The 25,974-nt window shown below is 41.7% G+C and carries 27 protein-coding genes; 26 read left to right on the top strand and 1 reads right to left on the bottom strand.

Annotated elements, in window-relative coordinates; translation table 11 throughout:
• Nucleotides 1–32 precede the first annotated feature (32 nt).
• From hrcA to mtaB, 7 genes are all read left to right on the top strand, one after another.
• The gene (gene hrcA, locus MHI33_RS14180; RefSeq protein ID WP_050943737.1) at nt 33–1,064 is read left to right on the top strand and encodes a heat-inducible transcriptional repressor HrcA; all 1,032 of its coding nucleotides are present in this window, start codon (nt 33–35) and stop codon (nt 1,062–1,064) included.
• 64 nt (nt 1,065–1,128) lie between these two features.
• Nucleotides 1,129–1,686: a nucleotide exchange factor GrpE gene (grpE, locus tag MHI33_RS14175; protein ID WP_340912079.1), complete on the top strand. Its 558-nt coding sequence runs from the start codon at nt 1,129–1,131 to the stop codon at nt 1,684–1,686.
• Between the two features lie 24 nt (nt 1,687–1,710).
• Nucleotides 1,711–3,549 (top strand): molecular chaperone DnaK, encoded by a 1,839-nt coding sequence (gene dnaK / locus MHI33_RS14170; protein ID WP_065098446.1) that lies wholly within the window; start codon nt 1,711–1,713, stop codon nt 3,547–3,549.
• Nucleotides 3,550–3,714: 165 nt separating this feature from the next.
• The gene (dnaJ, locus tag MHI33_RS14165) at nt 3,715–4,848 is read left to right on the top strand and encodes a molecular chaperone DnaJ (RefSeq protein WP_003217525.1); all 1,134 of its coding nucleotides are present in this window, start codon (nt 3,715–3,717) and stop codon (nt 4,846–4,848) included.
• A 22-nt stretch (nt 4,849–4,870) separates the two neighbouring features.
• Nucleotides 4,871–5,806, top strand: a complete 936-nt coding sequence (gene prmA, locus MHI33_RS14160) for a 50S ribosomal protein L11 methyltransferase (protein WP_003217481.1) — start codon at nt 4,871–4,873, stop codon at nt 5,804–5,806.
• A 23-nt stretch (nt 5,807–5,829) separates the two neighbouring features.
• Nucleotides 5,830–6,600 carry a 16S rRNA (uracil(1498)-N(3))-methyltransferase gene (locus tag MHI33_RS14155; protein ID WP_268507970.1) on the top strand — a complete coding sequence of 257 codons (771 nt, stop codon included), beginning with the start codon at nt 5,830–5,832 and terminating at the stop codon, nt 6,598–6,600.
• The gene (mtaB, locus tag MHI33_RS14150; RefSeq protein ID WP_106065607.1) at nt 6,600–7,958 is read left to right on the top strand and encodes a tRNA (N(6)-L-threonylcarbamoyladenosine(37)-C(2))-methylthiotransferase MtaB; all 1,359 of its coding nucleotides are present in this window, start codon (nt 6,600–6,602) and stop codon (nt 7,956–7,958) included. The genes MHI33_RS14155 and mtaB overlap by 1 nt, the downstream gene beginning before the upstream one ends.
• Nucleotides 7,959–7,997: 39 nt before the next feature.
• Here the strand turns inward: mtaB and MHI33_RS14145 are convergent, their stop codons facing one another.
• A complete protein-coding gene (locus MHI33_RS14145; RefSeq protein ID WP_340912075.1) occupies nt 7,998–8,927 on the bottom strand; it encodes a Na/Pi symporter in 930 nt (309 codons plus the stop codon).
• 182 nt (nt 8,928–9,109) lie between these two features.
• Here MHI33_RS14145 and rpsU point away from each other — a divergent pair, with 182 nt between their 5' ends.
• From rpsU to MHI33_RS14050, 19 genes are all read left to right on the top strand, one after another.
• Entirely contained in the window at nt 9,110–9,283 is a 174-nt protein-coding gene (gene rpsU / locus MHI33_RS14140) for a 30S ribosomal protein S21 (protein WP_003152957.1), read from the top strand.
• A 14-nt stretch (nt 9,284–9,297) separates the two neighbouring features.
• A complete protein-coding gene (locus MHI33_RS14135; RefSeq protein WP_003217508.1) occupies nt 9,298–9,747 on the top strand; it encodes a GatB/YqeY domain-containing protein in 450 nt (149 codons plus the stop codon).
• A 141-nt stretch (nt 9,748–9,888) separates the two neighbouring features.
• Nucleotides 9,889–11,202 carry an NfeD family protein gene (locus tag MHI33_RS14130; RefSeq protein ID WP_340912073.1) on the top strand — a complete coding sequence of 438 codons (1,314 nt, stop codon included), beginning with the start codon at nt 9,889–9,891 and terminating at the stop codon, nt 11,200–11,202.
• A gap of 26 nt (nt 11,203–11,228) precedes the next feature.
• Nucleotides 11,229–12,221 (top strand): flotillin-like protein FloA, encoded by a 993-nt coding sequence (gene floA / locus MHI33_RS14125; RefSeq protein ID WP_044139418.1) that lies wholly within the window; start codon nt 11,229–11,231, stop codon nt 12,219–12,221.
• A 31-nt stretch (nt 12,222–12,252) separates the two neighbouring features.
• Nucleotides 12,253–12,750 carry a hypothetical protein gene (locus MHI33_RS14120; RefSeq protein ID WP_106032755.1) on the top strand — a complete coding sequence of 166 codons (498 nt, stop codon included), beginning with the start codon at nt 12,253–12,255 and terminating at the stop codon, nt 12,748–12,750.
• A gap of 204 nt (nt 12,751–12,954) precedes the next feature.
• Nucleotides 12,955–13,236: a sporulation protein YqfC gene (yqfC, locus tag MHI33_RS14115; protein ID WP_012010618.1), complete on the top strand. Its 282-nt coding sequence runs from the start codon at nt 12,955–12,957 to the stop codon at nt 13,234–13,236.
• An 18-nt stretch (nt 13,237–13,254) separates the two neighbouring features.
• Nucleotides 13,255–14,445 (top strand): sporulation protein YqfD, encoded by a 1,191-nt coding sequence (gene yqfD, locus MHI33_RS14110; protein ID WP_340912067.1) that lies wholly within the window; start codon nt 13,255–13,257, stop codon nt 14,443–14,445.
• A gap of 3 nt (nt 14,446–14,448) precedes the next feature.
• Nucleotides 14,449–15,408, top strand: coding sequence for a PhoH family protein (locus tag MHI33_RS14105; protein WP_226803674.1), 960 nt, complete (start codon nt 14,449–14,451; stop codon nt 15,406–15,408).
• A gap of 114 nt (nt 15,409–15,522) precedes the next feature.
• Nucleotides 15,523–17,634, top strand: a complete 2,112-nt coding sequence (locus MHI33_RS14100) for an HD family phosphohydrolase (RefSeq protein WP_374726557.1) — start codon at nt 15,523–15,525, stop codon at nt 17,632–17,634.
• Entirely contained in the window at nt 17,635–18,114 is a 480-nt protein-coding gene (gene ybeY / locus MHI33_RS14095; RefSeq protein ID WP_012010615.1) for an rRNA maturation RNase YbeY, read from the top strand.
• Nucleotides 18,092–18,478, top strand: coding sequence for a diacylglycerol kinase family protein (locus tag MHI33_RS14090; RefSeq protein ID WP_340912065.1), 387 nt, complete (start codon nt 18,092–18,094; stop codon nt 18,476–18,478). The genes ybeY and MHI33_RS14090 overlap by 23 nt, the downstream gene beginning before the upstream one ends.
• 113 nt (nt 18,479–18,591) lie before the next feature.
• Nucleotides 18,592–18,990 (top strand): cytidine deaminase, encoded by a 399-nt coding sequence (locus tag MHI33_RS14085; RefSeq protein ID WP_003217296.1) that lies wholly within the window; start codon nt 18,592–18,594, stop codon nt 18,988–18,990.
• Nucleotides 18,983–19,888 carry a GTPase Era gene (era, locus tag MHI33_RS14080; protein WP_044139412.1) on the top strand — a complete coding sequence of 302 codons (906 nt, stop codon included), beginning with the start codon at nt 18,983–18,985 and terminating at the stop codon, nt 19,886–19,888. Before MHI33_RS14085 ends, era begins: the two co-directional genes overlap by 8 nt.
• Nucleotides 19,889–20,036: 148 nt before the next feature.
• Nucleotides 20,037–20,180 (top strand): YqzL family protein, encoded by a 144-nt coding sequence (locus tag MHI33_RS14075; RefSeq protein WP_065098441.1) that lies wholly within the window; start codon nt 20,037–20,039, stop codon nt 20,178–20,180.
• A 34-nt stretch (nt 20,181–20,214) separates the two neighbouring features.
• Nucleotides 20,215–20,985, top strand: coding sequence for a DNA repair protein RecO (gene recO, locus MHI33_RS14070; RefSeq protein ID WP_034661344.1), 771 nt, complete (start codon nt 20,215–20,217; stop codon nt 20,983–20,985).
• A 329-nt stretch (nt 20,986–21,314) separates the two neighbouring features.
• The gene (glyQ, locus tag MHI33_RS14065; protein ID WP_003217487.1) at nt 21,315–22,202 is read left to right on the top strand and encodes a glycine--tRNA ligase subunit alpha; all 888 of its coding nucleotides are present in this window, start codon (nt 21,315–21,317) and stop codon (nt 22,200–22,202) included.
• Nucleotides 22,195–24,240, top strand: a complete 2,046-nt coding sequence (glyS, locus tag MHI33_RS14060; RefSeq protein ID WP_340912061.1) for a glycine--tRNA ligase subunit beta — start codon at nt 22,195–22,197, stop codon at nt 24,238–24,240. The genes glyQ and glyS overlap by 8 nt, the downstream gene beginning before the upstream one ends.
• Before the next feature lie 166 nt (nt 24,241–24,406).
• Nucleotides 24,407–25,045, top strand: a complete 639-nt coding sequence (locus MHI33_RS14055; RefSeq protein WP_034620854.1) for a helix-turn-helix transcriptional regulator — start codon at nt 24,407–24,409, stop codon at nt 25,043–25,045.
• 25 nt (nt 25,046–25,070) lie between these two features.
• Complete coding sequence (locus tag MHI33_RS14050; RefSeq protein ID WP_044139409.1) at nt 25,071–25,892, top strand: pyruvate, water dikinase regulatory protein; 822 nt, start codon at nt 25,071–25,073, stop codon at nt 25,890–25,892.
• The last annotated feature ends 82 nt before the right edge of the window (nt 25,893–25,974 follow it).

The raw sequence follows: 25,974 nt of genomic DNA, 5'->3' as shown, positions 1-25,974 counted from the left end.
GTTGAAAGAGAGTGCTAACAGGGGTGATGATGATGTTAACAAATCGTCAGCTTTTGATTCTGCAAGTCATCATTAATGACTTTATTCGTTCGGCGCAGCCAGTTGGGTCAAGGACTCTTTCTAAAAAAGAGGACATCACATTCAGCTCTGCAACGATTAGAAACGAAATGGCTGATTTGGAGGAACTTGGTTTTATCGAAAAGACTCATTCTTCATCAGGAAGAATTCCTTCAGAAAAAGGATATCGTTATTATGTAGATCATTTGCTCTCTCCGCGAAAACTGTCGTCTAAAGATCTTGTGCTTATCCAGTCGGCTTTTCAGGAGAAAATTTTTGAGCTGGAAAAAACAGTTCAAAAATCGGCGGAAATTTTATCAGATCTCACAAACTATACATCGATCGTGCTTGGTCCAAAGCTGAGTGAAAATCGATTAAAGCAAATTCAGCTTGTCCCCGTTCAGCCAAACAAAGCAGTAGCGATCATGATTACAGACAGCGGACATGTTGAAAACAAAACCATTACCTTCTCTGAGCATCTCGATGTCTCCGATATTGAGAAGCTGATGAATATTTTGAATAGCCGCTTAGCCGGCGTTCCAATGGACCAGTTGAAGGACAGGATGTATAAAGAAGTGGTCATGCTTCTGCGCACACATTTAAAAGATTATGATCACATTTTAGATGCGCTTGGCAACACATTTACATCGACACAAAATGAATCAAAACTTTTCTTTGGCGGGAAGATTAATATGTTGAATCAGCCTGAATTTCATGACATCGACCGCATTCGCTCACTCATGATGCTGATTGAGCAAAAGAATGATGTCATGCAGCTATTTCATCCAAATCAGCAAGGTATCACCATTAAAATCGGTTCGGAAAACAATTTAGAAGCAATGGAGAACTGCAGTTTGATCACAGCGACTTATTCGATTGATCAAAAATCACTCGGCTCCATTGCCGTCATCGGACCAACCCGCATGGATTACGGGCGAGTCGTTAGTCTTTTGCATCATGTATCAAAAGACTTGTCAAACGCACTTTCCAATTTGTATGATGAGTAGGGTGATAAAAAGATAGGGGCACAGCCCCTTCGTATTCTTGAATCTTTTGAGGGAGGTGAACACAATGTCAGAAGAAAAACAGACACCTGAGCAAGAAGCAGAGGTTGAAGCACAAGAAGAAGCAGTTCAAGCAGATACTGAGGAAGTAGCGCATGATGAACAGTCTGCCTTCCAAGAGAAAATCGATGAATTGCAGCAACTTCTAGATGAAAAAGAAAACAAGATTCTGCGTGTTCAAGCAGATTTTGAAAACTATAAACGCCGTGCTCGAACTGAAGTGGAGACCGTGCAAAAATATCGTTCTCAACATGTTGTCAGCGATCTTCTCCCAGCTCTTGACAACTTTGAAAGAGCACTTGGAATTGATCCAGACAATGAGCAGGCGAAAAGCTTGTTAGAAGGAATGCAAATGGTTTACCGCCAGCTGGTAGAAGCGTTGAAAAATGAAGGCGTTGAACCAATTGAAGCTGTCGGCAAAGAGTTCGATCCAAACCTTCATCAAGCCGTCATGCAAGTTGAAGATGAAAACGTCGATTCAAACATCGTAGTAGAAGAATTGCAAAAGGGCTATAAACTCAAAGACCGAGTTATTCGTCCATCAATGGTAAAAGTAAATCAATAACTACATAATGGGAGGTCATCGATTATGAGTAAAATCATTGGGATTGACTTAGGAACAACAAACTCATGTGTTGCAGTACTTGAAGGCGGAGAGCCAAAAGTCATTGCAAACGCTGAAGGAGCACGTACAACACCATCTGTTGTCGCTTTTAAAAATGGAGAGCGCCAAGTGGGTGAAGTAGCGAAACGCCAATCAATTACAAACCCGAACACAATCATGTCTGTTAAAAGACATATGGGTACAGATTATAAAGTAGAAGTTGAAGGCAAGAACTATACACCGCAGGAGATCTCTGCAATCATTCTTCAACACCTTAAATCTTACGCTGAAGGCTACCTTGGCGAAGAAGTAACAAAAGCTGTTATCACAGTTCCTGCTTACTTCAACGATGCAGAACGTCAAGCTACAAAAGATGCTGGTAAAATTGCTGGTCTTGAAGTAGAACGTATCATCAACGAACCAACAGCAGCTGCACTTGCTTATGGTTTAGATAAAACAGATGAAGATCAAACGATCCTTGTATACGACCTTGGCGGCGGTACATTTGACGTATCAGTCCTTGAGCTTGGAGACGGCGTCTTTGAAGTACGCTCAACTGCTGGGGACAACCGTCTAGGTGGAGACGATTTTGACCAAGTGATCATTGATCACTTAGTAGCTGAATTCAAAAAAGAAAATGGCATTGACCTTTCAAAAGATAAAATGGCGCTTCAGCGTTTAAAAGATGCTGCTGAAAAAGCGAAAAAAGATCTTTCTGGTGTATCTTCTTCACAAATCTCACTGCCATTTATCACAGCAGGAGATGCAGGTCCTCTTCACCTTGAATTAACGCTAACACGTGCTAAATTCGAAGAGCTTTCTGCAGATCTTGTAGAGCGTACAATGACACCTGTACGTCAATCATTGAAAGATGCTGGTTTATCTGCTAACGAGATTGATAAAGTCATCCTTGTTGGTGGATCAACTCGTATTCCTGCAGTACAAGAAGCAATCAAAAAAGAAACAGGCAAAGAGCCTCATAAAGGTGTAAACCCTGATGAAGTGGTTGCTCTTGGTGCAGCGATTCAAGGTGGAGTCATCACAGGAGATGTCAAAGACGTTGTTCTACTTGACGTTACACCACTTTCTTTAGGTATTGAAACAATGGGCGGCGTATTCACAAAGCTGATTGAACGTAATACAACAATTCCAACAAGCAAATCTCAAGTATTCTCAACGGCTGCTGACAACCAAACAGCGGTAGACATCCATGTCCTGCAAGGTGAGCGCCCAATGGCAGCAGACAACAAAACATTAGGTCGTTTCCAATTGACTGATATTCCGCCAGCACCACGCGGCGTACCACAAATCGAAGTATCTTTTGATATCGATAAAAACGGTATTGTCAACGTACGTGCGAAAGATATGGGTACAGGCAAAGAGCAAAACATCACAATCAAATCTTCTTCAGGTCTTTCTGATGATGAGATCGAAAAAATGGTCAAAGAAGCAGAAGAAAATGCTGAAGCAGATGCGAAGAAAAAAGAAGAAATCGAAGTGCGCAATGAAGCAGATCAATTAGTGTTTACAACTGAAAAAACATTAAAAGATCTAGAAGGCAAAATCGATGAAGAGCAAGTGAAAAAAGCAAACGATGCGAAAGATGCACTAAAGGCTGCGATCGAAAAAGGCGAGCTTGAAGACATCAAAGCGAAAAAAGATGAGCTGCAAACAATCGTTCAAGAACTAACGACAAAGCTCTATGAAGAAGCTGCAAAACAAGCACAAGCTCAGCAAGAAGGCGCTGAAGGTGCTCAAAAAGCAGATGACAATGTAGTGGATGCAGAATACGAAGAAGTAAACGACGATCAAGAGAAAAAATAATCACCTTTACTTTTGAAAAAGACTGCTGAAACGTACTCGTCAGAAAGTCAAAGTCAGGATCTCTTGGCTTTGACTTTTTTTCTTTCCAACGATGAAAGCAATTGAAAAAGGTCAAATCAAAATGATACAATCGTACTTATGTGAGAAAATCGGGAGTGTGAAGAGATGAGTAAGCGTGATTACTATGAAGTGCTTGGCGTGAGTAAGAGCGCCTCAAAAGACGAGATCAAAAAGGCATACCGCAAGCTTTCAAAAAAGTATCACCCTGATATTAATAAAGAAGCTGGATCAGATGAGAAATTCAAAGAAGTAAAAGAAGCCTATGAAACCCTTTCTGACGATCAAAAACGTTCGCAGTATGATCAGTTCGGTCATACCGATCCAAACCAAGGCTTTGGCGGCGGCGGTTTTGGCGGCGGAGGAGACTTTGGCGGCTTCGGCGGCTTTGATGACATCTTCTCTAGTATTTTTGGCGGTGGAGCCAGAAGAAGAGATCCAAATGCACCGCGTCAAGGAGCAGACTTGCAATATACAATGACGCTTTCATTTGAAGAAGCAGCATTTGGGAAAGAAGCAACGATTGAAATCCCTCGCGAGGAATCATGTGAAACATGTCATGGTTCAGGGGCAAAGCCTGGGACAGAAGCGAAGACTTGTTCACATTGCGGCGGCTCTGGTCAATTAAATGTTGAGCAGTCAACTCCGTTTGGTAAAGTGGTCAACCGCAGAGTATGTAACTACTGTAGCGGAACAGGAAAACAAATCGATCACAAATGTTCTACATGCGGCGGCTCTGGTAAAGTGCGTAAGCGTAAGAAAATCAATGTGACGATCCCAGCTGGTGTTGACGATGGTCAGCAGCTCAGAGTGTCTGGTCAAGGGGAACCAGGTGTAAATGGAGGACCTCCAGGCGATCTATTTGTAGTGTTCCATGTGCGTTCGCATGAATTCTTTGAACGTGACGGAGATGATATTTACTGCGAAATGCCGTTAACCTTTGCACAGGCTGCATTAGGTGACGAAATTGAAGTGCCGACACTACACGGTAAAGTGAAATTAAAAGTCCCTGCTGGCACGCAAACTGGCACAAAGTTTAGACTCAAAGGAAAAGGTGTGAAAAATGTACGCGGCTATGGCCAAGGCGATCAGCATATCGTTGTACGAGTCGTCACACCAACAAATTTAACGGACAATCAAAAAGATATTATTAGAAAATTTGCTGAAGTGAGCGGAAATAAACCGGACGAACAAGAAATGAGCTTCTTCGATAAGGTAAAACGCGCATTTAAAGGCGAGTAAGACGGATAAGGAGTTGGTAGTATTGAAGTGGTCAGAAATTAGCGTCCATACAACAAATGAAGCGGTGGAACCAATCACCAATATTTTGCATGAAGCAGGTGCGAGTGGTGTCGTGATTGAGGACCCGCTTGATTTAGTCAAGGAACGTGAAAATGTATACGGTGAGATCTACCAGCTCGATCCGAATGACTATCCTGAAGAAGGGGTCATCGTCAAAGCCTATCTTCCAATGAACAGCTTTTTAATGGAAACGGTAGATGAGATCAAAGAAGCCATCAACAATCTTCTTCTATACGATATTGACCTTGGACGAAATACGCTGTCTATCTGTGAAGTAAATGAAGAAGAATGGGCCACCGCATGGAAGAAATACTATCACCCTGTGAAAATCTCCGAAAAATTCACCATCGTTCCAACATGGGAAGAATATACACCGGTTCATTCTGATGAACTGATTATTGAAATGGACCCAGGAATGGCATTTGGAACAGGGACACATCCAACAACCGTTCTTTGTATTCAGGCGCTTGAGCGCTATGTGAAGGAAAACGATACGGTGATTGATGTTGGAACAGGCTCTGGGATTTTAAGTGTGGCAGCAGCGATGGTTGGTGCAAAGGACATTCAAGCCTTTGATCTCGACACCGTTGCGGTTGAAAGTGCAAAGCAAAACATTGAGCTAAATGGTGTAAGCGAACAAGTGACGGTCAAGCAAAACAACTTACTTGATGGGATTTCAGGTGAACGAGATGTGATCGTCGCTAACATTCTCGCAGAAGTGATTTTGCGCTTTACAGATCAAGCCTATGACTTATTGAAGAAAGATGGCTATTTCATTACATCAGGCATCATTGGACAAAAGAAATTACAAGTCAAAACAGCATTAGAAGAAGCAGGTTTTGACATTGTTGAAGTGCTGTCAATGGAAGATTGGGTCAGCATTATAGCGAAAAAATAAAGCGAGTAGGTGTCAGGACACGTATGCAACGATATTTTATCGACCTCACGAAAGAAGAAGTGATCGCAAAGGGATCTATCGTCATCAATGGTGAAGATGTACATCACCTTTCCAACGTCATGCGCATGAAAGCAGGGCAGGAAATCCTTTGCTTAACGACAGACGGCTTTGAAGCGCTCAGTAAAATTGATACAATAACAAAGGAAGAAGTCATTTGTCACGTTGAAGGCTGGACAAATCAGGACAGAGAGCTTCCGGTAAGAGTAACAATTGCGAGCGGTCTCCCAAAAGGAGATAAGCTTGAGCTGATTATCCAAAAAGGCACAGAGCTTGGCGCAAGCGCATTTATCCCGTTTCAAGCGGCTCGTTCTATTACAAAACTTGACCAAAAGAAGTCACATAAAAAACGAGAGCGCTGGGAGAAAATCGCGAAAGAAGCCGCTGAACAGTCCTACCGGAATATCATTCCTCGTGTTGATCCAGTATCAACATTTAAAGAGCTGACTCAATTAGCTGGTGAATTCGATAAATGTGTCGTTGCATACGAAGAATCATCGAAAGAAGGAGAGCAAAGCCGCTTTCAAACTGTGCTCCAACAGATGAAAGGCGGACAAACCTTGCTAGTGGTTTTTGGCCCTGAAGGCGGTTTGGCAGAAAAGGAGATTGAATCGCTTGAAACGCTTGGTGCAGTCATTTGCGGGCTCGGACCACGCATTTTAAGAACAGAAACAGCTCCTCTTTACGCGCTTTCTGCTATATCTTATCAAACAGAGTTATTAAGAGGTGAATCATGATGGGAACAGTAGCGTTCCATACACTTGGCTGTAAGGTCAATCACTATGAAACAGAAGCGATCTGGCAGCTGTTTAAAGAAGCAGGCTATGAAAGAAAAGAGTACGAATCAAAAGCAGACGTATATGTCATTAATACATGTACGGTCACGAATACTGGCGATAAAAAAAGCCGCCAAGTCATTAGAAGAGCCATTCGTCATAACCCGGATGGTGTCATTTGTGTAACAGGCTGTTATGCGCAAACATCTCCAGCAGAAATCATGGCGATTCCTGGTGTTGATATTGTCGTGGGAACACAAGACAGACATAAATTACTCGGTTACATTGAAGAATATCGCAGAGAAAGACAGCCGATTAATGGGGTTGGCAATATTATGAAAGCACGTGTGTTTGAAGAACTCGATGTTCCTGCTTTTACAGACAGAACACGTGCGTCATTAAAAATCCAAGAAGGCTGTAACAATTTCTGTACATTCTGCATTATTCCTTGGGCTCGTGGACTTCTTCGTTCTCGTGATCCAGAAGAGGTCATCAACCAAGCGCAGCAACTTGTGGATGCCGGCTATAAAGAAATTGTATTAACAGGTATTCACACAGGCGGATACGGAGAAGACTTAAAGGATTATAACTTTGCAAAGCTTCTGAAAGAATTAGATCAACGTGTCAGCGGCTTAAAACGAATTCGTATTTCATCTATCGAAGCAAGTCAAATTACAGATGAAGTGATAGAAGTGCTTGATCAGTCAGATAAGATTGTCAGACACCTTCACATCCCGCTTCAATCTGGCTCTAATACAGTGCTGAAAAGAATGCGCCGTAAATATACGATGGAATTCTTTGCAGAGCGTTTAACAAAGCTGAAAAAAGCATTGCCAGGTCTTGCTGTCACCTCTGATGTGATTGTAGGATTCCCTGGAGAAACAGAAGAAGAGTTTTTGGAAACATACAATTTCGTCAAAGACCATCAATTCTCTGAACTGCACGTATTCCCTTACAGCAAACGTACAGGTACGCCAGCTGCAAGAATGGAAGATCAAGTGGATGAAAATGTGAAAAACGAACGTGTCCACCGCTTGATCGCTCTTTCTGACCAGCTTGCGAAAGAATACGCATCAGCTTATGAAGGAGATGTCCTAGAGATTATTCCGGAAGAATCCTTCAAAGAACAAGAAGGAAAGCACAATCTTTATGTGGGCTATACAGATAACTATATGAAGGTTGTTTTTGAAGGAACAGAGGACATGATCGGCCGTTTGGTCAAAGTGAAAATTACGAAAGCGGGTTATCCTTATAACGAAGGACAATTCGTTCGTATAAGCGATGAAGTACAAACAGACAAAGTGAGAATGACCTCATAATCAATAAAACACCGGCTGCCAAAAGGGCAAGCCGGTGTTTTATTTTGGTTGATTCGGTAAAAGACATAAAATCAATGTGTGAAATGGACGGATGAATGGGAAGAAAAGCAAAGAGCTTGCCACATTAAACAGCAGGCTGAAGTGCGCAATTTGCTGGGCTGGAGCGTTTGCAAGAAGGGCGACGAATTCTGTCATCATGGCGAGAAATGGGAGACATAAAAGCACTCCGAGCACATTAAACAAAACGTGTGCATAAGCCGTTTGACGTGCTGCATAGCCGCCAGATATGGCAGCCATTACGGCTGTAATACAAGTCCCAATATTGGACCCTAACACAAAGCTGATGCCTTCCTGAAGCCCAACCGTTCCTTCATTCATAAATCCCATTAAAATGCCGATACAGACGGAGCTCGAATGAACAATCGCTGTGAAAATAGTGCCAGAAAGCAGCGCCGTCCAGTCAGAATGCTGCATCATTTCGAGAAAGCGCAGTGTCTCAGGCTGACTTGTCATCATACCTGCAATTTTAGAAAAGCCTTGAATACAAAAAAAGATCATCCCGAGTCCAAATATACTTTTTCCTGCATGCCTAAAAGATTTTTTGCCTAACATCATGCATATCAGACCAGCTAGGATTAAGACCCACATGAAAACATCCATTTTAATGGCGATAAATTCTGTTGTAAACGTAGAGCCAATATTGGTACCAAGAATCATTGGAATGGATTTTTTAAAAGAGAGAATACCTGTACTGACAAAGCCAATCACGATGACCATAAACGCTGAACTGCTTTGAAGAATCCCTGTAAATACGATGCTGACTAAGAATGCTTTTACCGGATGATCTGTAAAGAGAAGAAGTGATTTCTCAATACGAGACGACGCAAGCGCCATTAATCCTTTTCTCAGCAAACCCATTGACCATAAAAAAATGAAAATAAGTGCACAAAAATAAATGATCGCCATCATAGAAAAGTCCTCCTCTTACCAATGAATATATGGACTTGTCTACCTGCTCATGACGAAAATATATTTCCAAATCACTTAGTTGACCTCGCACTAGGCTTATATTATAATATCTAGGTACATGTTTTGCATGTATATCTTTTTTTAATGCAGTCGATTGGTGTATTCGGAGGGAGGGAAAGAGAATGTCAAAAACGGTCGTTAGAAAAAACGAATCGCTTGAAGATGCTCTTCGTCGCTTTAAACGCAGTGTATCCAAAACTGGAACATTGCAAGAAGCAAGAAAGCGTGAATTTTATGAAAAGCCTAGCGTAAAGCGCAAGAAAAAGTCTGAAGCTGCTAGAAAACGTAAATTCTAAAGAGGGTGGATTTTATGAGTCTTCTTGAGCAATTAAATTCTGATATGAAGCTTTTTATGAAAAACCGTGAGAAAGACAAGCTTGTTGTCATTCGGATGGTTAAGGCTTCGCTCCAAAATGAAGCAATTAAGCTTAAGAAAGACAGTTTGACCGGCGATGAGGAACTAACCGTCCTTTCCCGCGAGATTAAGCAACGTAAAGACTCCCTCCATGAATTTTCGAAAGCTAATCGCTTAGATTTAGTAGATAAAGTTCAAAAAGAGATTGACATCTTAGACGTTTATTTACCTGAACAGCTTTCTGAAGAAGAACTGCAAACGATCGTGAAAGAAACGATCGCTGAAACAGGTGCATCATCGAAGACTGATATGGGTAAAGTCATGAGCGCTATTATGCCAAAAGTAAAAGGTAAAGCTGATGGAGCTGTCATTAACAGACTTGTCAGCGAACAGCTGTCTCAATAAAAAAGTATCCTTCTATTGTTAGAAGGGTACTTTTTTTATACCTTCATCATTGTGTCATATAAAAATGAAACCTATGATACATTTGTAACGTATGTAAAGGAACGGTAAAATGGAAGATAGAGAGGAGGGATCACCAAATAGATGAAAAAAATAAAAATTTCTATTGCTCTCTTCAGTTGTTTTATAATATGCTTATTATTAGGGGTTCAATTGACCGCGAAATCAGTAGATCAAAAAGTTCATGTTATCCCAATTGAAGATACAGTAGAAAAAGGACTTTCTCAATTTATTGAACGATCATTTGAGCAGGCAAAGTCCGAACGAGCGAAACATATCATTCTAGACATCAATACACCAGGTGGTGCAGTCGATGCGGCGCTTGAGATCGCAGATACCATTCGTGCGTCTGATATTCCTGTGACAGCGTTTGTGAATCATAGAGCGCTTTCTGCTGGGGCATTCCTTGCACTAAATGCCGACGATATTTATATGACCCCAAATGGAAAGATGGGGGCTGCTGCGATCATTGATGGAGAAGGCAATGCTGCCGACCAAAAATCTGAATCGCTATGGCTTGCTGAAATGAGTGACGCTGCCGAAAAGCAGGGGCGTGATCCAAAGTATGCACTTGCAATGGCAGATGTAGATATAGACGCAAAAGAAGCTGGTGCACCAAAAGGAGAATTGCTCACCTTCAACACAGACCGTGCGCTTCAATTCGGTTATACAGAAGGGGAAGCGAAAAATATGGATGACTTGCTTCAGAAGCTGAAGTTAGCCGACGCTTCTGTTCAATACGATGAAGTGAGCTTTGCTGAAAAGGTTGCGCGCTTTCTCACGCACCCAATCGTCATTCCAATCCTTTTATCCATCGCAAGCTTAGGGTTAATTGTTGAGCTCTATTCTCCTGGCTTTGGGATTCCAGGCACGATGGGAGTGACAGCGCTTCTTTTATTCTTTTATGGTCATCTCGTGGCTGGTTTTGCAGGATATGAGACGTTGTTCCTGTTTTTAGCAGGGATATTGCTCATGATTCTGGAATTGTTTTTGCCGGGGGGAATCGTAGGTGTCATTGGACTGATCTGTGTGGTTGTCAGCTTATTTTTAGCAGCTGGAAGCTTTACAGAAATGGCGATTTCCATCTTGATTGCCACTGCTGTTTCAATCATAGCAGTTATTATATTGACAAAGGTGTTGGGGAAACGTATGAAATTTTTCAAAAAGTTCATTTTAACCGATTCAACTAATAAGGAAAGCGGTTATGTCTCAAATGAAACAAGAGAAGATCTTGTTGGGCAAATCGCGGTGACAGCAACCGCACTTCGTCCGTCAGGTACAATAGTATTTGGAGATGAGCGCATTGATGTTGTATCAGAAGGTGCATTCATCGATAAGGATGAACAAGTAAAAATTGTGAAAGCGGAAGGCTCACGCATTGTCGTGAGGAAAGTATAGATAACTGATTTTATAGGAGGAATAAAATGGATCCATCTACTTTACTATTATTTGTGATTATCGCAGCAGGTCTGATCGTTCTATCGATCTTCTTCACCTTTGTACCGGTGATGCTGTGGATTTCTGCCCTAGCGGCTGGCGTAAAGGTAAGCATTTTTACACTTGTAGGAATGAGACTTCGCCGCGTCATTCCAAACCGAGTGGTCAACCCGCTCATCAAAGCACATAAAGCAGGTCTTGATGTGACGATTAACCAATTAGAAAGTCACTACCTTGCAGGTGGTAACGTTGACCGTGTTGTAAATGCATTGATCGCGGCTCAACGTGCGAATATCGAATTGAACTTTGCACGCTGTGCAGCGATCGACCTAGCAGGCCGCGACGTACTTGAAGCTGTACAAATGAGTGTAAACCCTAAAGTCATTGAAACACCATTTATCTCTGGTGTGGCAATGGACGGGATTGAAGTAAAAGCAAAAGCACGTATTACAGTTCGTGCAAACATCGAACGACTTGTCGGTGGTGCAGGGGAAGAAACAATCATTGCTCGTGTAGGTGAAGGGATTGTCTCTACAATCGGTTCATCAAATAATCATAAAAAGGTTCTAGAAAACCCAGATATGATTTCTCAAACGGTTCTTGGTAAAGGATTAGATTCAGGTACTGCGTTTGAAATTCTCTCGATTGATATTGCCGATGTGGATATCGGTAAGAACATCGGGGCAATTCTGCAAACAGACCAAGCAGAAGCAGATAAAAACATTGCACAGGCAAAAGCGGAAGAACGCCGCGCAATGGCTGTTGCCCAGGAGCAAGAAATGCGTGCAAGAGTTGAAGAAATGCGCGCGAAAGTTGTAGAAGCAGAGGCTGAAGTACCACTTGCCATGGCTGAAGCATTACGTGAAGGTAATATTGGAGTCATGGACTACATGAATATTAAGAATATCGATGCTGATACGGACATGAGAGATTCATTTGGTAAAATGACAAAAGGTCCATCTGATAATGAAAACAAATAAGCATCCTCTCACGCTTTAAGGAGGGAGCCCAATGGACATTCTATTTGAAAATCCGTTACTAATTGCGATTATCATCGGTATCATCTCTGCTGTCTTTGGGAAAATCGGCAAACAAGAGGAGAACGAACAAAAGAATCAGCAAAACAAGCCAGCTCCTCAGCGTAAGCAGATGCCCCAAAAGCAAACAAAACAAACAAGTCCAGATCCAGTCGTGACGGATCAGATGGACGATTTCGGCGATGTACATGATCATGGCGGGATGAAGAAAAAAACATCTCAATCCTTACAGGACCGCTATACCGATACACTTGCCGAAATGGAAGAAAGAAAAAGCGAGCTGAATAGAGAATTCCAATCGCTTGAAAGAGAACTGACAAGGCCAAAGGCTGCTTCTGCCGAAGTGAAGCCAAAGATCATTGAGAAGCTCAACCAAGATACAATTGTTCAGGGGATGATCCTTGGAGAAGTATTTGGAGAGCCGCGCGCGAAAAAGCCGCACAGAACGATGAAACGGCCATATAACAGATAAACAAAAAAGTCCCATATAAAGGGGCTTTTTTTGTTTGACCTGATGGAGATTTCTCGCAGTAAAAATGATGAAACGGCTGTTTTACGGGATTCATTAGCATGATCTGAACCGCTGAGGAATAGGATGATATAGAGACTTTCTCATCAGTCTCACCATCTTTCAGTTTGATCTCATACACATGGGGCGGGAAGGGGTTCTAATTGAATGGGAAAAAGAAAAAATCGACTTAAAGCATGGCTGACAAGAACACTTGAAATCCCTCCAGACGTCATGATGGATCTTCCCCGTATTACGATGGTTGGCAGACTCCACATTTACATAGAGAATCATAAAGGGCTTTTGCTTTTCAGTGATCAAGAAGTAAGGCTGATGCTCAAACAAGGACAATGCATTATTTCAGGGAAAGATTTTGTGATTAAAACGATTTTGCCAGAAGAGATCTTATTAGAAGGGAAAATCGATGAGGTCCGTTATATTGATTCTTAACTGACGGAGGGGAGAAGTGTGAAGAATAAATGGTTCGCCTATTTTATTGGCAGAGTGGAAGTGGAAATCAACGGAAACGGCATTGAGCGGCTCATCAATGAGTGCACGAGACAGGGGATCATAATGTTTCAAGTGAGCCGCCGTCAAGACAGCGTGCGCTTATTTATTCGCTTATCAGATGTACATGCCTTCAGAAAAGTACAAAGACATCATGAGGTAACATGTTCATTTCATCAAAAGAAGGGATTTCCGTTTCTTCTCCTATGGTCAAGGAAGAATATTGGGTTTACCCTTGGGATTGTGTTCTTTCTAGTGACGATATTGGCGCTTTCAAACATGGTGTGGAAAATTGATATTAAAGGAGCCAATCCAGAAACTGAACATCAGATGAGAAAGCATTTAGACGAGATTGGTGTGCAAAAAGGCCGTTTTCAGTTTCTAATGGGAACACCTGAAAAAATTCAAAAATCACTGACCGCCAATATTCAAAGCATAACATGGGTTGGCGTTGAACTAAACGGTACAACATTTCAAATGAAAGTTGTGGAAAAAAATGAGCCGGAAAAAGAGAAATATACGAGTCCTCAGCATATTGTGGCCAAGAAGAAGGCGGTCATCACGAGAATGTATGTGGAAAAAGGGGAGCCGCTTGCCGCAGTTGATGAACATGTGAAGAAAGGACAAATGCTCGTCTCTGGCCTCATCGGCAGCGAAGACCAGCAAAAAACGGTTGGTGCTAAAGCGGAAATTTATGGTGAAACGTGGTATCGTTCTGAAGTTTCTGTCCCTCTTCGAACATCTTTTGATGTCTTTACGGGTAAAATGAAGACAAAGCACAAGCTCTCCGCATTTGGAGGTTCAATGCCATTTTGGGGCTTTTCCTTTAAAAAGGATGATTTTAAGCAGCCAAAAACAGAAACTGAAGTTCACCCACTCCATTTCTTAAACTTCCAGCTCCCATTTTCCTATGAAAAAGAAACGACACGCGAAAGCGAAAAAATAAACCGGACATACACAAATAAAGAAGCGGTTCAAGCAGGGATTAAAATGGGTAAAAAAGAATTAGAAGAGAAGCTAGGTCAAACAGGAGAGGTGAAAAGTGAAAAAGTTTTGCACGAGTCAACAGGGAATGGTAAAGTTAAGTTAATCATCCTTTACCAAGTAATAGAAGATATTGTTCAACCAACACCTATTGTTCAGGGAGACTAGAGAATGACAGAACATTTACTTGAAATTCAACAAAAATTAGATAGCCCAAACGAAGCGATTGCTTTATTTGGAAATCAAGATGCTTATCTGAAACTGATGGAAAACGAGCTGAATGTCTCCATTATTACGCGCGGAGAAAAGGTGTATGTTTCTGGTCAGGAAGCATCAAGAGAAACAGCGAGCCGTCTGATGACATCTCTCTTACATCTCATCCAAAAAGGAATTGAGATTTCTGAACGGGATGTCGTCTATGCCATTAAAATGGCGCAAAAAGACAAGCTCAATTATTTTGAAAATATGTATGAAGATGAAATTACGAAAAATGCAAAAGGAAAGTCAATCAGGGTAAAAACCATTGGCCAGCGGGAATATGCTGCGGCGATGAAAAAAGATGACTTGGTCTTTGGAATTGGACCAGCTGGAACAGGGAAGACGTATTTGGCAGTCGTCAACGCGGTACATGCACTGAAAAATGGACATGTGAAACGGATTATCCTGACAAGACCAGCTGTTGAAGCAGGAGAAAGTCTTGGCTTTTTACCAGGTGATCTAAAGGAAAAAGTAGATCCTTATTTAAGACCACTATATGATGCCTTGCATGATGTGCTTGGCAGTGATCATACGGAACGTTTAATCGAGCGCGGTGTGATTGAAATAGCGCCTCTTGCCTATATGAGAGGACGGACACTCGATGATGCATTTGTTATTTTAGATGAAGCGCAGAATACAACGCCTGCCCAAATGAAAATGTTTTTGACGAGACTTGGGTTTGGCTCTAAAATGGTCATTACAGGAGATATTACACAGATTGACCTGCCGAAGGGCATGCAGTCTGGTCTTGCAGCTGCAAAGGACATGCTTGCAGAGATCAAGGGCATCTCATTTATTGAGCTAGACCAGACAGATGTGGTCAGACACCCGCTTGTGGCAAAGATCATCGGAGCATACGAAAAGCAAAAATGACCTTAGTGACCCGATCGTCTTCATCGGGTCATTTTGTTTCGATCGTGGTTTAAAGTAAAAAAGGAGGTACTTTCCTTGAGAAAGAATCAGAAAGACAGTAAGCGCAAAAGACTGCTGTCTAAAAAAGAACCTCAGAAAATGGAGCGCTCACGTTATTTAAATGTTTTGCTATACGCTGGTTTAGCAGCCATTCTATTCGTGGTGCTCTTCTTCCATGTAAAGCCTGAATCGCTCGACTTAGATTTATTTTCAGTGAGCGAACAGACCATCTATTCTCCATCAACCGTCGATGATCAAGAAGCGACAGAAGAAAAGAAGCAAGAAGCAACAGATCAAGTAGAGGATCAATATACACTCAAAAAAGCGTATTCTGACAATCGTGTTGACCTCATCTCCTCCCTTTTCGAAGCCATTAAAGAAGAGAAGAAAGCAGCTGATGAAAAAGAAAATCCGCCATCAGATAAAGAAATGGTCAAGCGTGTCAAAGAAAAACTCACATCAGATATGCAGGAGGCTGTTTCAGACCAATCCATCAAAGCACTGCTTCAGGCAAGTGACGAAAATCTCTCTTTTACTAAGGATTCCATCATCACAGTGGTGAATTCACTGATGAGTAAAGAAATCACAGCAGCGAAATTACAAGATGAGAAAAAACAAGTGAAAACAGAGCTTGAAAATAACTCAATTCCATCCAAATACTTAAATGCAGCGAAAGAAATCGGTGAATTTGCGATCATTCCAAACTATGTATTTGATCCAGTGGCGACAGAGAAGAAAAGGCAAGAAGCCGCTGATAATATTCAGCCGGTTCAAATTAAGCAAGGGCAAATCTTAGTCGAAGAAGGAGAACTTATCGACCGAGAAGTGTATCGTAAATTAGAACTGACAGGGCTCTTAAATAGCTCCAATTTGATTAAGCCTGTAAGCGGTCTTATGATATTGATTGGTCTATTCTTAGCAGCGATTATTCATTCACTTGAATCGAGGAAAAAATCGCTTGTTCATAAGAATAAGTCGTTGCTTCTCTACTCGCTCATTTTCACCATTATTTTAGTTATCATGGAAGTATTCAGTCTCTTCCAAGAAACAAAGTATACGACGATAGGTTATGTGGTGCCAGTGGCACTTGGCACGATGCTGATCAAGCTGCTTATCAATGAGCGGCTAGCGATCTTCTCTGGTCTTGTATTTGCTCTTTGCGGCAGTATGATGTTTAATCAAGGAGTAACCGGCGTCTTTAACTATGTGATCTGCGCTTATTACCTTGTGAGCGGGATGGCGGGCATTTTATTTTTGAGAAAGCATAATGCGCGTTCAAAAATATTGCAGGCAGGGCTTTCGGTCGCTTTGGTGAATGTCCTTGTGGTTCTATCCATAACGCTGATTCAAAACTCCTCACCATCAGGACTTGAAATCGGTGTGAACCTTATGATGGCGATTGTGTCAGGGTTTGCATCATCTATTTTGGTCATTGGGCTAATGCCAGTGTTTGAGAGTATGTTCGGCATTCTTTCAACAATGAAGCTGATTGAACTATCTAACCCAAACCATCCGCTCCTTAAAAAGATTTTAACAGAGACACCAGGTACATATCATCATAGTGTCATGGTGGCAAATTTAGCAGATGCTGCATGTGAAGCAGTCGGAGCAAACGGTCTTTTAGCAAGGGTTGGCGCTTATTATCATGACATTGGGAAAACGAAAAGACCGCAATACTTTATCGAAAACCAAATGAACATTGATAATCCGCATGACAAGCTTTCTCCTCAGCTAAGTAAAAATATCATTATTGCCCATACGACAGATGGAGCTGATATGCTGAGAGAAAAAAAGTTTCCTGAAGAGCTTGTCGATATTGCCGAACAGCATCACGGGAAGTCGCTGTTAAAGTTCTTTTACTATAAGGCAAAAGAGCGTGATGATCAGGTGACAGAAGAAGAATTCCGTTATCCTGGGCCAAAACCGCAATCAAAAGAAGCGGCGATTATTTCAGTAGCGGACAGCGTGGAAGCAGCGGTACGATCGATGCATAATCCAAATCCAGAGCGGATCGAAAAGCTCGTCAAAGGCATTATTTCCGATAAAATGCAGGATGGGCAATTCAGCGAATGTGATCTGACATTTAAAGAGTTAAATATTATTAGTCAAACGATTTGTACAACATTAAAGGGGATTTTCCATTCTCGGATTGAATATCCAGATGCCCCGAAGCAGAAGGTGAAGTAAATGACATTGTTAATCGATTTAATAGATGAAACAGGACAAGTATCAAAAGAGCAGCTTGAAGAAGTGGAAAAGCTTCTTCAGTTCGCTGCTGATGCCCTTGAGGTCAAAGATCAAGCGGAGGTATCAGTGACGATCGTCTCGAATGAAGAGATTCATCAAATTAATAAAGAATACCGCGGAAAAGACGCACCAACGGATGTGATCTCCTTTGCACTCGAAGAAGAAGGAGAAGGGGAAATTGAAATCATTGGTGCTGATGATATTCCGCCTGTACTCGGTGACATCATCATTAGTGTGGACCGTACGAAAGAGCAGGCAGAGGAATATGGACATTCCTTTATGAGAGAGCTTGGATTTCTCACCATTCATGGATTCCTGCATTTGCTCGGGTTTGATCATATGACAGAGGAAGATGAAAAAGAAATGTTCGCCAAACAGACAAAGATCTTGGATGATTATGGCCTTTCAAGATCTTCGTAAGAAAAGAAGGCCGCTTACCCGTTTTTTTCGGAGTTTTTATTATGCATTTAGAGGAATATGGCGAACTTTCTTGAATGAACGGAATTTTCGATTTCACACAGTCGCAGCCATCATCGTGGTGATCTGCGGCTTTTGGTTTCACATTGAACCATTCGAATGGATGATCGTTTTGCTTTTATGCGGGGGGATGTTTGCGCTTGAACTTGTCAATACAGCCATTGAACATACAGTGGACCTGATGACAGAAGAGAGGCACCCGCTTGCTGAGAAAGCGAAAGACGCCGCAGCAGGCGCTGTTTGCGTTTACGCCGCGATTTCGGTTATGATTGGGTTGATCATCTTCTTACCGAAGATCATGCAATAGAACAATATTACTATTTATTAACATTTTTAGAAATGGGCGTGAAAATGTCACGTGAATTATGTAAAATATAAATGTGACAGTGGGTCCATTTCTTCTGAAAGTGGGAACTAGGAATGAACAAACAAGAGTTGATTTCAGAAGCAGTTAAAGCAAGAGATTTTGCATATGTACCCTATTCAAAATTCAAAGTCGGTGCAGCATTGTTGTCGAACGATGGAAAAGTGTATGGCGGCTGCAACATTGAAAATGCAGCATATGGTATGTGTAATTGTGCGGAAAGAACAGCACTTTTTAAAGCCTATTCAGAAGGCATCACATCGTTTCAAATGCTAGCGGTAGTGGCTGATACAGACCGGCCTGTTTCGCCGTGCGGCGCATGCAGACAGGTTATTTCAGAGCTATGTGCACCTGACATGCCAGTGATTCTAACGAACTTAAAAGGACAAATATACGAAACAACAGTAAACGAACTATTGCCAGGCGCATTTTCACCGGAGGATTTAAATGACTAACGAAAGCTTCAAATCAGGATTTGTATCCATTATTGGAAGACCAAATGTAGGAAAATCAACCTTTCTTAATCGTGTGATTGGACAAAAGATCGCCATCATGAGTGATAAGCCCCAAACGACACGAAACAAAGTGCAAGGTGTCTTAACAACAAACACGTCACAAACGATCTTTATCGATACACCAGGGATTCATAAACCTAAGCATAAGCTTGGTGATTTTATGATGAAAGTGGCTACAAATACACTGAAGGAAGTCGACCTGATCTTGTTTATGATTAATGCAAAGGAAGGCTATGGCAAGGGTGATGAATTCATCATTGAACGACTCAAGCAAACATCTACACCGGTATTCCTAGTCGTCAATAAAATCGACCAAATTCACCCAGATGAGCTGTTCCTTTTAATTGATGAATACCGCACACGTTATCCATTTAAGGAAATTGTGCCAATTTCAGCTCTTGAAGGAAACAACATTGACACGCTTCTTCAGCAGATTGAAGGTTATCTTCCTGAGGGCCCGCAATTTTATCCAGCAGATCAAGTAACAGATCATCCAGAGCGGTTTATTATTTCTGAATTAATTCGTGAAAAAGTGCTGCATTTAACAAGAGAAGAGATCCCGCACAGTATTGCAGTGGCGATCGAATCCATTAAGCCAGATGAAAATGGTAAGATCCATGTGGCGGCGACCATTGTCGTAGAACGTGATTCACAAAAAGGGATTGTCATTGGGAAACGAGGCAGCTTATTAAAAGAAGTGGGACAAAAAGCGCGCAGAGATATTGAAGCACTTCTCGGTTCAAAAGTGTATCTGGAGCTTTGGGTAAAGGTTCAGAAGGACTGGCGTAATAAATCCACTCACCTTCGTGATTTCGGATTTAGAGAAGACGAATATTAAAAAATCGCTGCTGTTGTCATAAAATCTGACAATGGTGCGGTTCGATTAGTAAAAATTGTTTATCATGAAATGGAGGTAGCTTGGTCAAGATATAATTAATATGTTGGATGTAGCGTTGCTGCTTCTAATAAAGAAAGGTGGGGTTTTTATGTTGAATTTTACATGGAACGTATTTTCACAAACAGGAAGCGTTGACACGTATCTGCTTTTCAAAGAGTTAGAAAAGGAGAACCTGGAAAGACCCGATATACTTGAAGAAGAGATAGCACGATTTGATTTTCCAATCTTATAATTCTTGACCCCTCCAATGCTCGGAGTGTAGACAAATGCTCATTAAAAGTGAAGGAATCGTCCTTAGAACAACAGATTATGGCGAAACAAACAAAATTGTCACGCTGCTCACTAGAGAACATGGGAAAATTGGTGTGATGGCAAGAGGCGCAAAAAAATCAAACAGCCGCCTGTCAGCCATAAGCCAGCCGTTTTTATACGGAACCTTCCTGATCCAATCATCAACAGGACTTGGAACGCTCCAGCAAGGCGAAATGATTGAAAGTATGCGAACCATTCGGGAAGATTTATTCTTGACCGCATATGCCGCATATATGACAGAGTTACTCGATAAAGGCACAGAAGAAAAAAAGCCAAACCCTTATTTGTTTGAGCTCCTGCTTCAATCTTTGCGTCATTTGAATGAAGGCACAGATGCTGATATTATCTTATTTATCGTAGAGGTCAAAATGTTATCAGTGATGGGAATGAAGCCCGAACTGGATCAATGTGTCCACTGTGGTCAAAAAGAAGGGCAGTTTCATTTCTCGATTAGAGACAACGGCTTTATTTGCCAAAATTGCTTTTCTAAAGATCCGTATAAACTGCCCTTATCTCCAGCAGCTGCAAGGCTGCTCCGTTTATTTCATTATTTTGATTTATCAAGGCTCGGTCAGGTTGATGTGAAACCGCAGACAAAACAAGAAATTCGTCAAGTGCTCGATCACTACTATGAAGAGTATTCAGGCCTTTATTTGAAATCAAAAAAATTCATGAATCAGATGGAATCCATGAAAAAGCTCATGGGTGGGGAAAACAAAAGTTGACATCTTCCATGACTTTTTGTAAGATCATCTAAGATAAAATATGTTGCATTGACAGAAAGAAGTACTTGCGCAGAATCCATAAAAGCGACCTTAGGGCGGTGTGAGCTAAGGATGGAGGCGTAACGAAAGGCATTCTTGAGCAACGTAAAACAAAGCGGCTGGATGCTACGATACCAGCAAATAGGGTGGAACCGCGGGAAAAACTCTCGTCCCTATGTTTGCAAGGAGCCTTGCGAGCATAGAGACGGGAGTTTTTGTGTTCTTTTGCGGGGTTCTAGACCCATCCGCCATACATAGCGGATGGTGTAGAAAAGATGGAGGTGCGATCATTGAATATTCAAGACATGATTTTGACGTTGCAAAAGCATTGGTCAAATGAAGGCTGCGTATTAATGCAGGCGTATGACACAGAAAAAGGTGCCGGAACGATGAGTCCATACACGTTCCTCAGAAGCATTGGTCCAGAGCCATGGAAGGTAGCGTATGTAGAGCCTTCAAGACGCCCGGCTGATGGCAGATATGGAGAAAACCCAAATAGATTGTATCAGCATCATCAATTCCAAGTGATCATTAAGCCGTCACCTGACAATATTCAAGAACTGTATCTTGAATCTTTGAAAGCGCTTGGTATTGACCCGCTGAAACATGATATTCGTTTTGTAGAAGACAACTGGGAAAACCCATCTCTGGGCTGTGCAGGGCTAGGCTGGGAAGTATGGCTTGATGGGATGGAAATCACCCAATTCACGTATTTTCAGCAAGTCGGCGGCTTAGAATGTAAGCCCGTTTCCGTTGAAATCACATACGGTATTGAACGTCTTGCTTCCTACATCCAAGACAAAGAAAATGTCTTCGATCTTGAATGGACAGACGGATTCACGGTGAGAGATTTATTCTTAATGGCTGAATATGAGCACTCTGTTTATACATTTGAAACATCTAATACTGACATGCTGTTTGATTTATTTACAACCTATGAGAAGGAAGCGCATAGCCAAATGGACAAAGGGCTTGTTCACCCGGCATACGATTATGTGCTCAAATGCTCTCATACGTTTAACCTGCTCGATGCAAAGGGCGCAATTTCTGTTACTGAGCGAACTGGTTATATCGGAAGAGTGCGCCAGTTAGCAAGAAAAGTAGCCAAAACATATTATGAAGAACGAGAAAAATTGGGATTCCCTATGCTAAAAGAGGAGGCGGCTTCTCATGAATAAACAGGATGTATTACTCGAAATCGGCTTAGAAGAGATGCCGGCTCGTTTCATGCCAGAAAGCACAAAGCAGCTAGGAGAGAAAGTAAAAGCGTGGTTTGAAGCGCAAAACATTTCATTTGAAGATGTTGCTCTATTTAACTCACCAAGACGTCTTGCTGTACTTGTGAAAGGTGTCGCAGAAAAACAAGAAGACATCAAAGAAGAAGCAAAAGGTCCGGCTAAAAAGATCGCGCAAGATGCGGAAGGCAATTGGACAAAAGCAGCGGAAGGTTTTGCCCGCGGACAAGGTGCTTCAACAGATGATCTCTATTTTAAAGAGATCAAAGGAGTGGATTATGTCCATGTCCAGAAGTTTCAAGAAGGAAAGCAAGTCAAAGACCTTCTGCCAGCATTAGGTGAGATCGCCGCTTCATTAAGTTTTCCAAAGAACATGAGATGGGGGAGCAAAGATTTACGCTACATCCGTCCGATTAAATGGATTGTTTGTTTATTTGGAGAGGAGATTGTACCTGCTCACATTGCTGGGGTGAAAAGCGGCCGCGAGACAAGAGGACACCGTTTCCTTGGTAAGGCAGCCATCATCGACTCGCCTGCTTCTTATGAGCAAACATTGCGAGATCAATTTGTCATTGCAGATTCAGATAAAAGAAAACTATCCATTACCGAGCAGCTAAATGCTCTATCTTTAGAAAAAGGTTGGGTGATTCCTGTTGATCCTGAGCTTCTAGAAGAGGTCAACAATCTTGTAGAATACCCAACGGTACTATCTGGTTCCTTTGAAGAAGAATTCCTTGCATTGCCGGAAGAAGTATTGGTAACTACAATGAAAGAGCATCAGCGCTATTTCCCTGTGAAAAATGAGCAAGGGGAATTATTGCCTCACTTCATTACGGTGAGAAATGGAAACAGTGAGGCGCTTGAAAATGTCGCAAGAGGGAACGAAAAAGTACTTCGTGCACGTTTATCAGATGCTGCCTTCTTCTATAAAGAAGACGAAAAACTAGTCATTGAAGACAATATTAAGAAGCTTGATAAGGTTGTATTCCATGAGAAACTTGGCACAATTGGCGACAAGCTAAAGAGAGTGACAGACATTGCGACGCGTCTAGCAGCGCATGTCGGTGCAGATGACGAAACGTCAGAGCGTGTGGCAAGAGCTGCAAGTATTTCGAAGTTTGACCTTGTGACTCAAATGGTCTATGAATTCCCAGAATTACAAGGAATCATGGGCGAGAAATATGCAAAAGCACTTGGCGAACATGAAGAAGTGGCAAAGAGCATCAATGAGCACTATATGCCGCGCTTTGCTGGTGATGAGGCGCCTTCCACTTTAATTGGTGCGATTGTGGCAGTAGCCGATAAGCTGGATTCTATTTGTTCCTTCTTCTCAATTGATGTCATTCCAACGGGCTCTCAAGATCCTTATGGACTAAGAAGACAAGCGAGCGGTATCGTTCAAATTCTGCTTGATCGTCATTGGAACATTTCATTCAAAGAGCTTTTGGCACTTGCTCAAGTAGAAGCAGCACATGAAACGGCTCTCATTGAATTTTTAACACACCGTTTAAAATATGTCCTCCAAGCAGAACATATCCGTCATGATGTTGTCGATGCAGTACTGGATGTTGAAAATATTGAACCTTATGCAGTCGTGAAAAAAGCAGCTGTTCTTGAAGAGAGCGTGAAACAAGAGAGCTTCAAAGAAACAGCAGAAGCATTAGGACGCGTCATTTCAATCAGTAAAAAAGGGGAAGACGCAGAAATTCAGCCTGAGCTGTTTGAAAATGAGCATGAGCAAAAGCTATATGAGGCGTATCAGCAAGTAGAGACAGCTGTCAAGGAACATGTAGCAGCAGGGCAATACAGCGCAGCACTTGAGGCGCTTGATACGTTAAAAACACCGATTGTTCATTATTTCGATCATACAATGGTTCATGCAGATGATGAAAAGCTGAAGCGAAATCGTTTGGCGCAAATGGTCAAACTAGCAAAAGTCATTCAATCATTTGCGAATATGAACAATTTAATTGTAAAATAAATACCTAAGAACGGTTGCCTTTTTTGAAGGGCAATCGTTTTTTACTCATTTAATTCACGGTTTTTGAGTGGATTTTTGTTTCATTCGGACAAAGATGCGCTATAATATGATGAGTTATGAAAATGATATACATAAAGTAAAGATTCGCTCTCTCTATTTAAAGGTGGTGAGTACAATCGAGTTAAATAAACGGCAAGAGCAGATTTTACAGATTGTCAAAGAGAATGGTCCGATCACTGGAGAGCATATCGCCGATCGGCTGAACTTAACTAGGGCGACCCTCAGACCGGATTTAGCCATATTAACGATGTCAGGCTTTTTAGAAGCAAGACCAAGGGTCGGCTACTTTTTCACAGGAAAAACAGGTACGCAGCTTCTAGCAGATAAGCTGAAAAAACTTCAAGTGAAAGATTTTCAATCCATTCCAGTGGTGATACATGAGAATGTTTCAGTTTATGATGCGATTTGTACGATGTTTTTAGAAGATGTGGGCACATTATTCGTTGTGGACGATCACTCTATTTTAACAGGCGTGTTGTCAAGGAAAGACCTTCTTCGCGCAAGTATTGGAAAACAGGAGCTTCCATCTATTCCTGTCCATATTATTATGACAAGAATGCCGAACATCACCGTTTGCCGCAAGGAAGATTTCATTATGGGTGTGGCGAAGCACTTGATTGAAAAGCAGATAGACGCACTTCCTGTTATAAAAGATACGGATAAAGGCTTTGAAGTGGTCGGCAGAATTACGAAAACAAACATGACGAAAATACTTGTTAACTTATCGGAGAATGAAATAATCTAATTACAGAAGACTGCGAGGGGATGTTATGAGTAATCGCGTAATTTTTGTGGTATCAGATTCAGTAGGAGAAACGGCAGAGCTCGTAGTCAAAGCGGCACTTAGCCAATTTGATGGCGGCTCATCAGACCATTCAAATATCAGAAGAATCCCATATGTAGAAGATGTCGGTACGATTAAAGAAGTCATTTCACTGGCGAAAGCAGATAACGGAATCGTCTGCTTTACTCTTGTTGTGCCAGAAATGCGTCAATTCTTAATTGATGAAGCAGAAGCAAACGGAGTCGTTTATTATGACATCATCGGACCACTAATCGATAAAATGGAGACTGCTTATGGAAATGAAGCGAAACATGAGCCGGGGCGTGTACGTCAATTAGATGAGGACTATTTTAAAAAGGTTGAAGCCATTGAGTTCGCAGTGAAGTATGATGACGGCAGAGACCCAAGAGGCATTCTAAAGGCTGATATTGTGCTCATCGGTGTATCACGCACATCTAAGACACCACTATCTCAATACTTGGCGCATAAACGGCTGAAGGTAGCAAACGTTCCAATTGTTCCTGAAGTAGATCCGCCAGAGGAGTTATTTTCAGTTGATCCAAAGAAATGTATCGGTCTGAAAATCAGTCCAGACAAACTAAATCATATTCGTAAAGAGCGTTTGAAATCTCTAGGTTTAAATGATCGCGCGATTTATGCGAACATTGAACGGATTAAAGAAGAGCTAGAGTATTTTGAAAAAGTGGTGGACCGCATTAACTGTCAAGTTGTTGATGTATCGAATAAAGCAGTTGAAGAAACGGCAAATGTCATTCATCAAATGCTGACCAAAAGAGGTTCCGAATAAACTCAGGATGCTCCTCCTGGGTTTTTCCTATGGTGGGAAACGGGTAAATAAAAACAATGGCATATTTGCTGCATTTGTATTA

Source organism: Bacillus sp. FSL K6-2971 (assembly GCF_038006405.1).
Taxonomy (GTDB): domain Bacteria; phylum Bacillota; class Bacilli; order Bacillales; family Bacillaceae; genus Bacillus; species Bacillus pumilus.
This window is presented reverse-complemented; position numbering and strand designations above follow the sequence as displayed.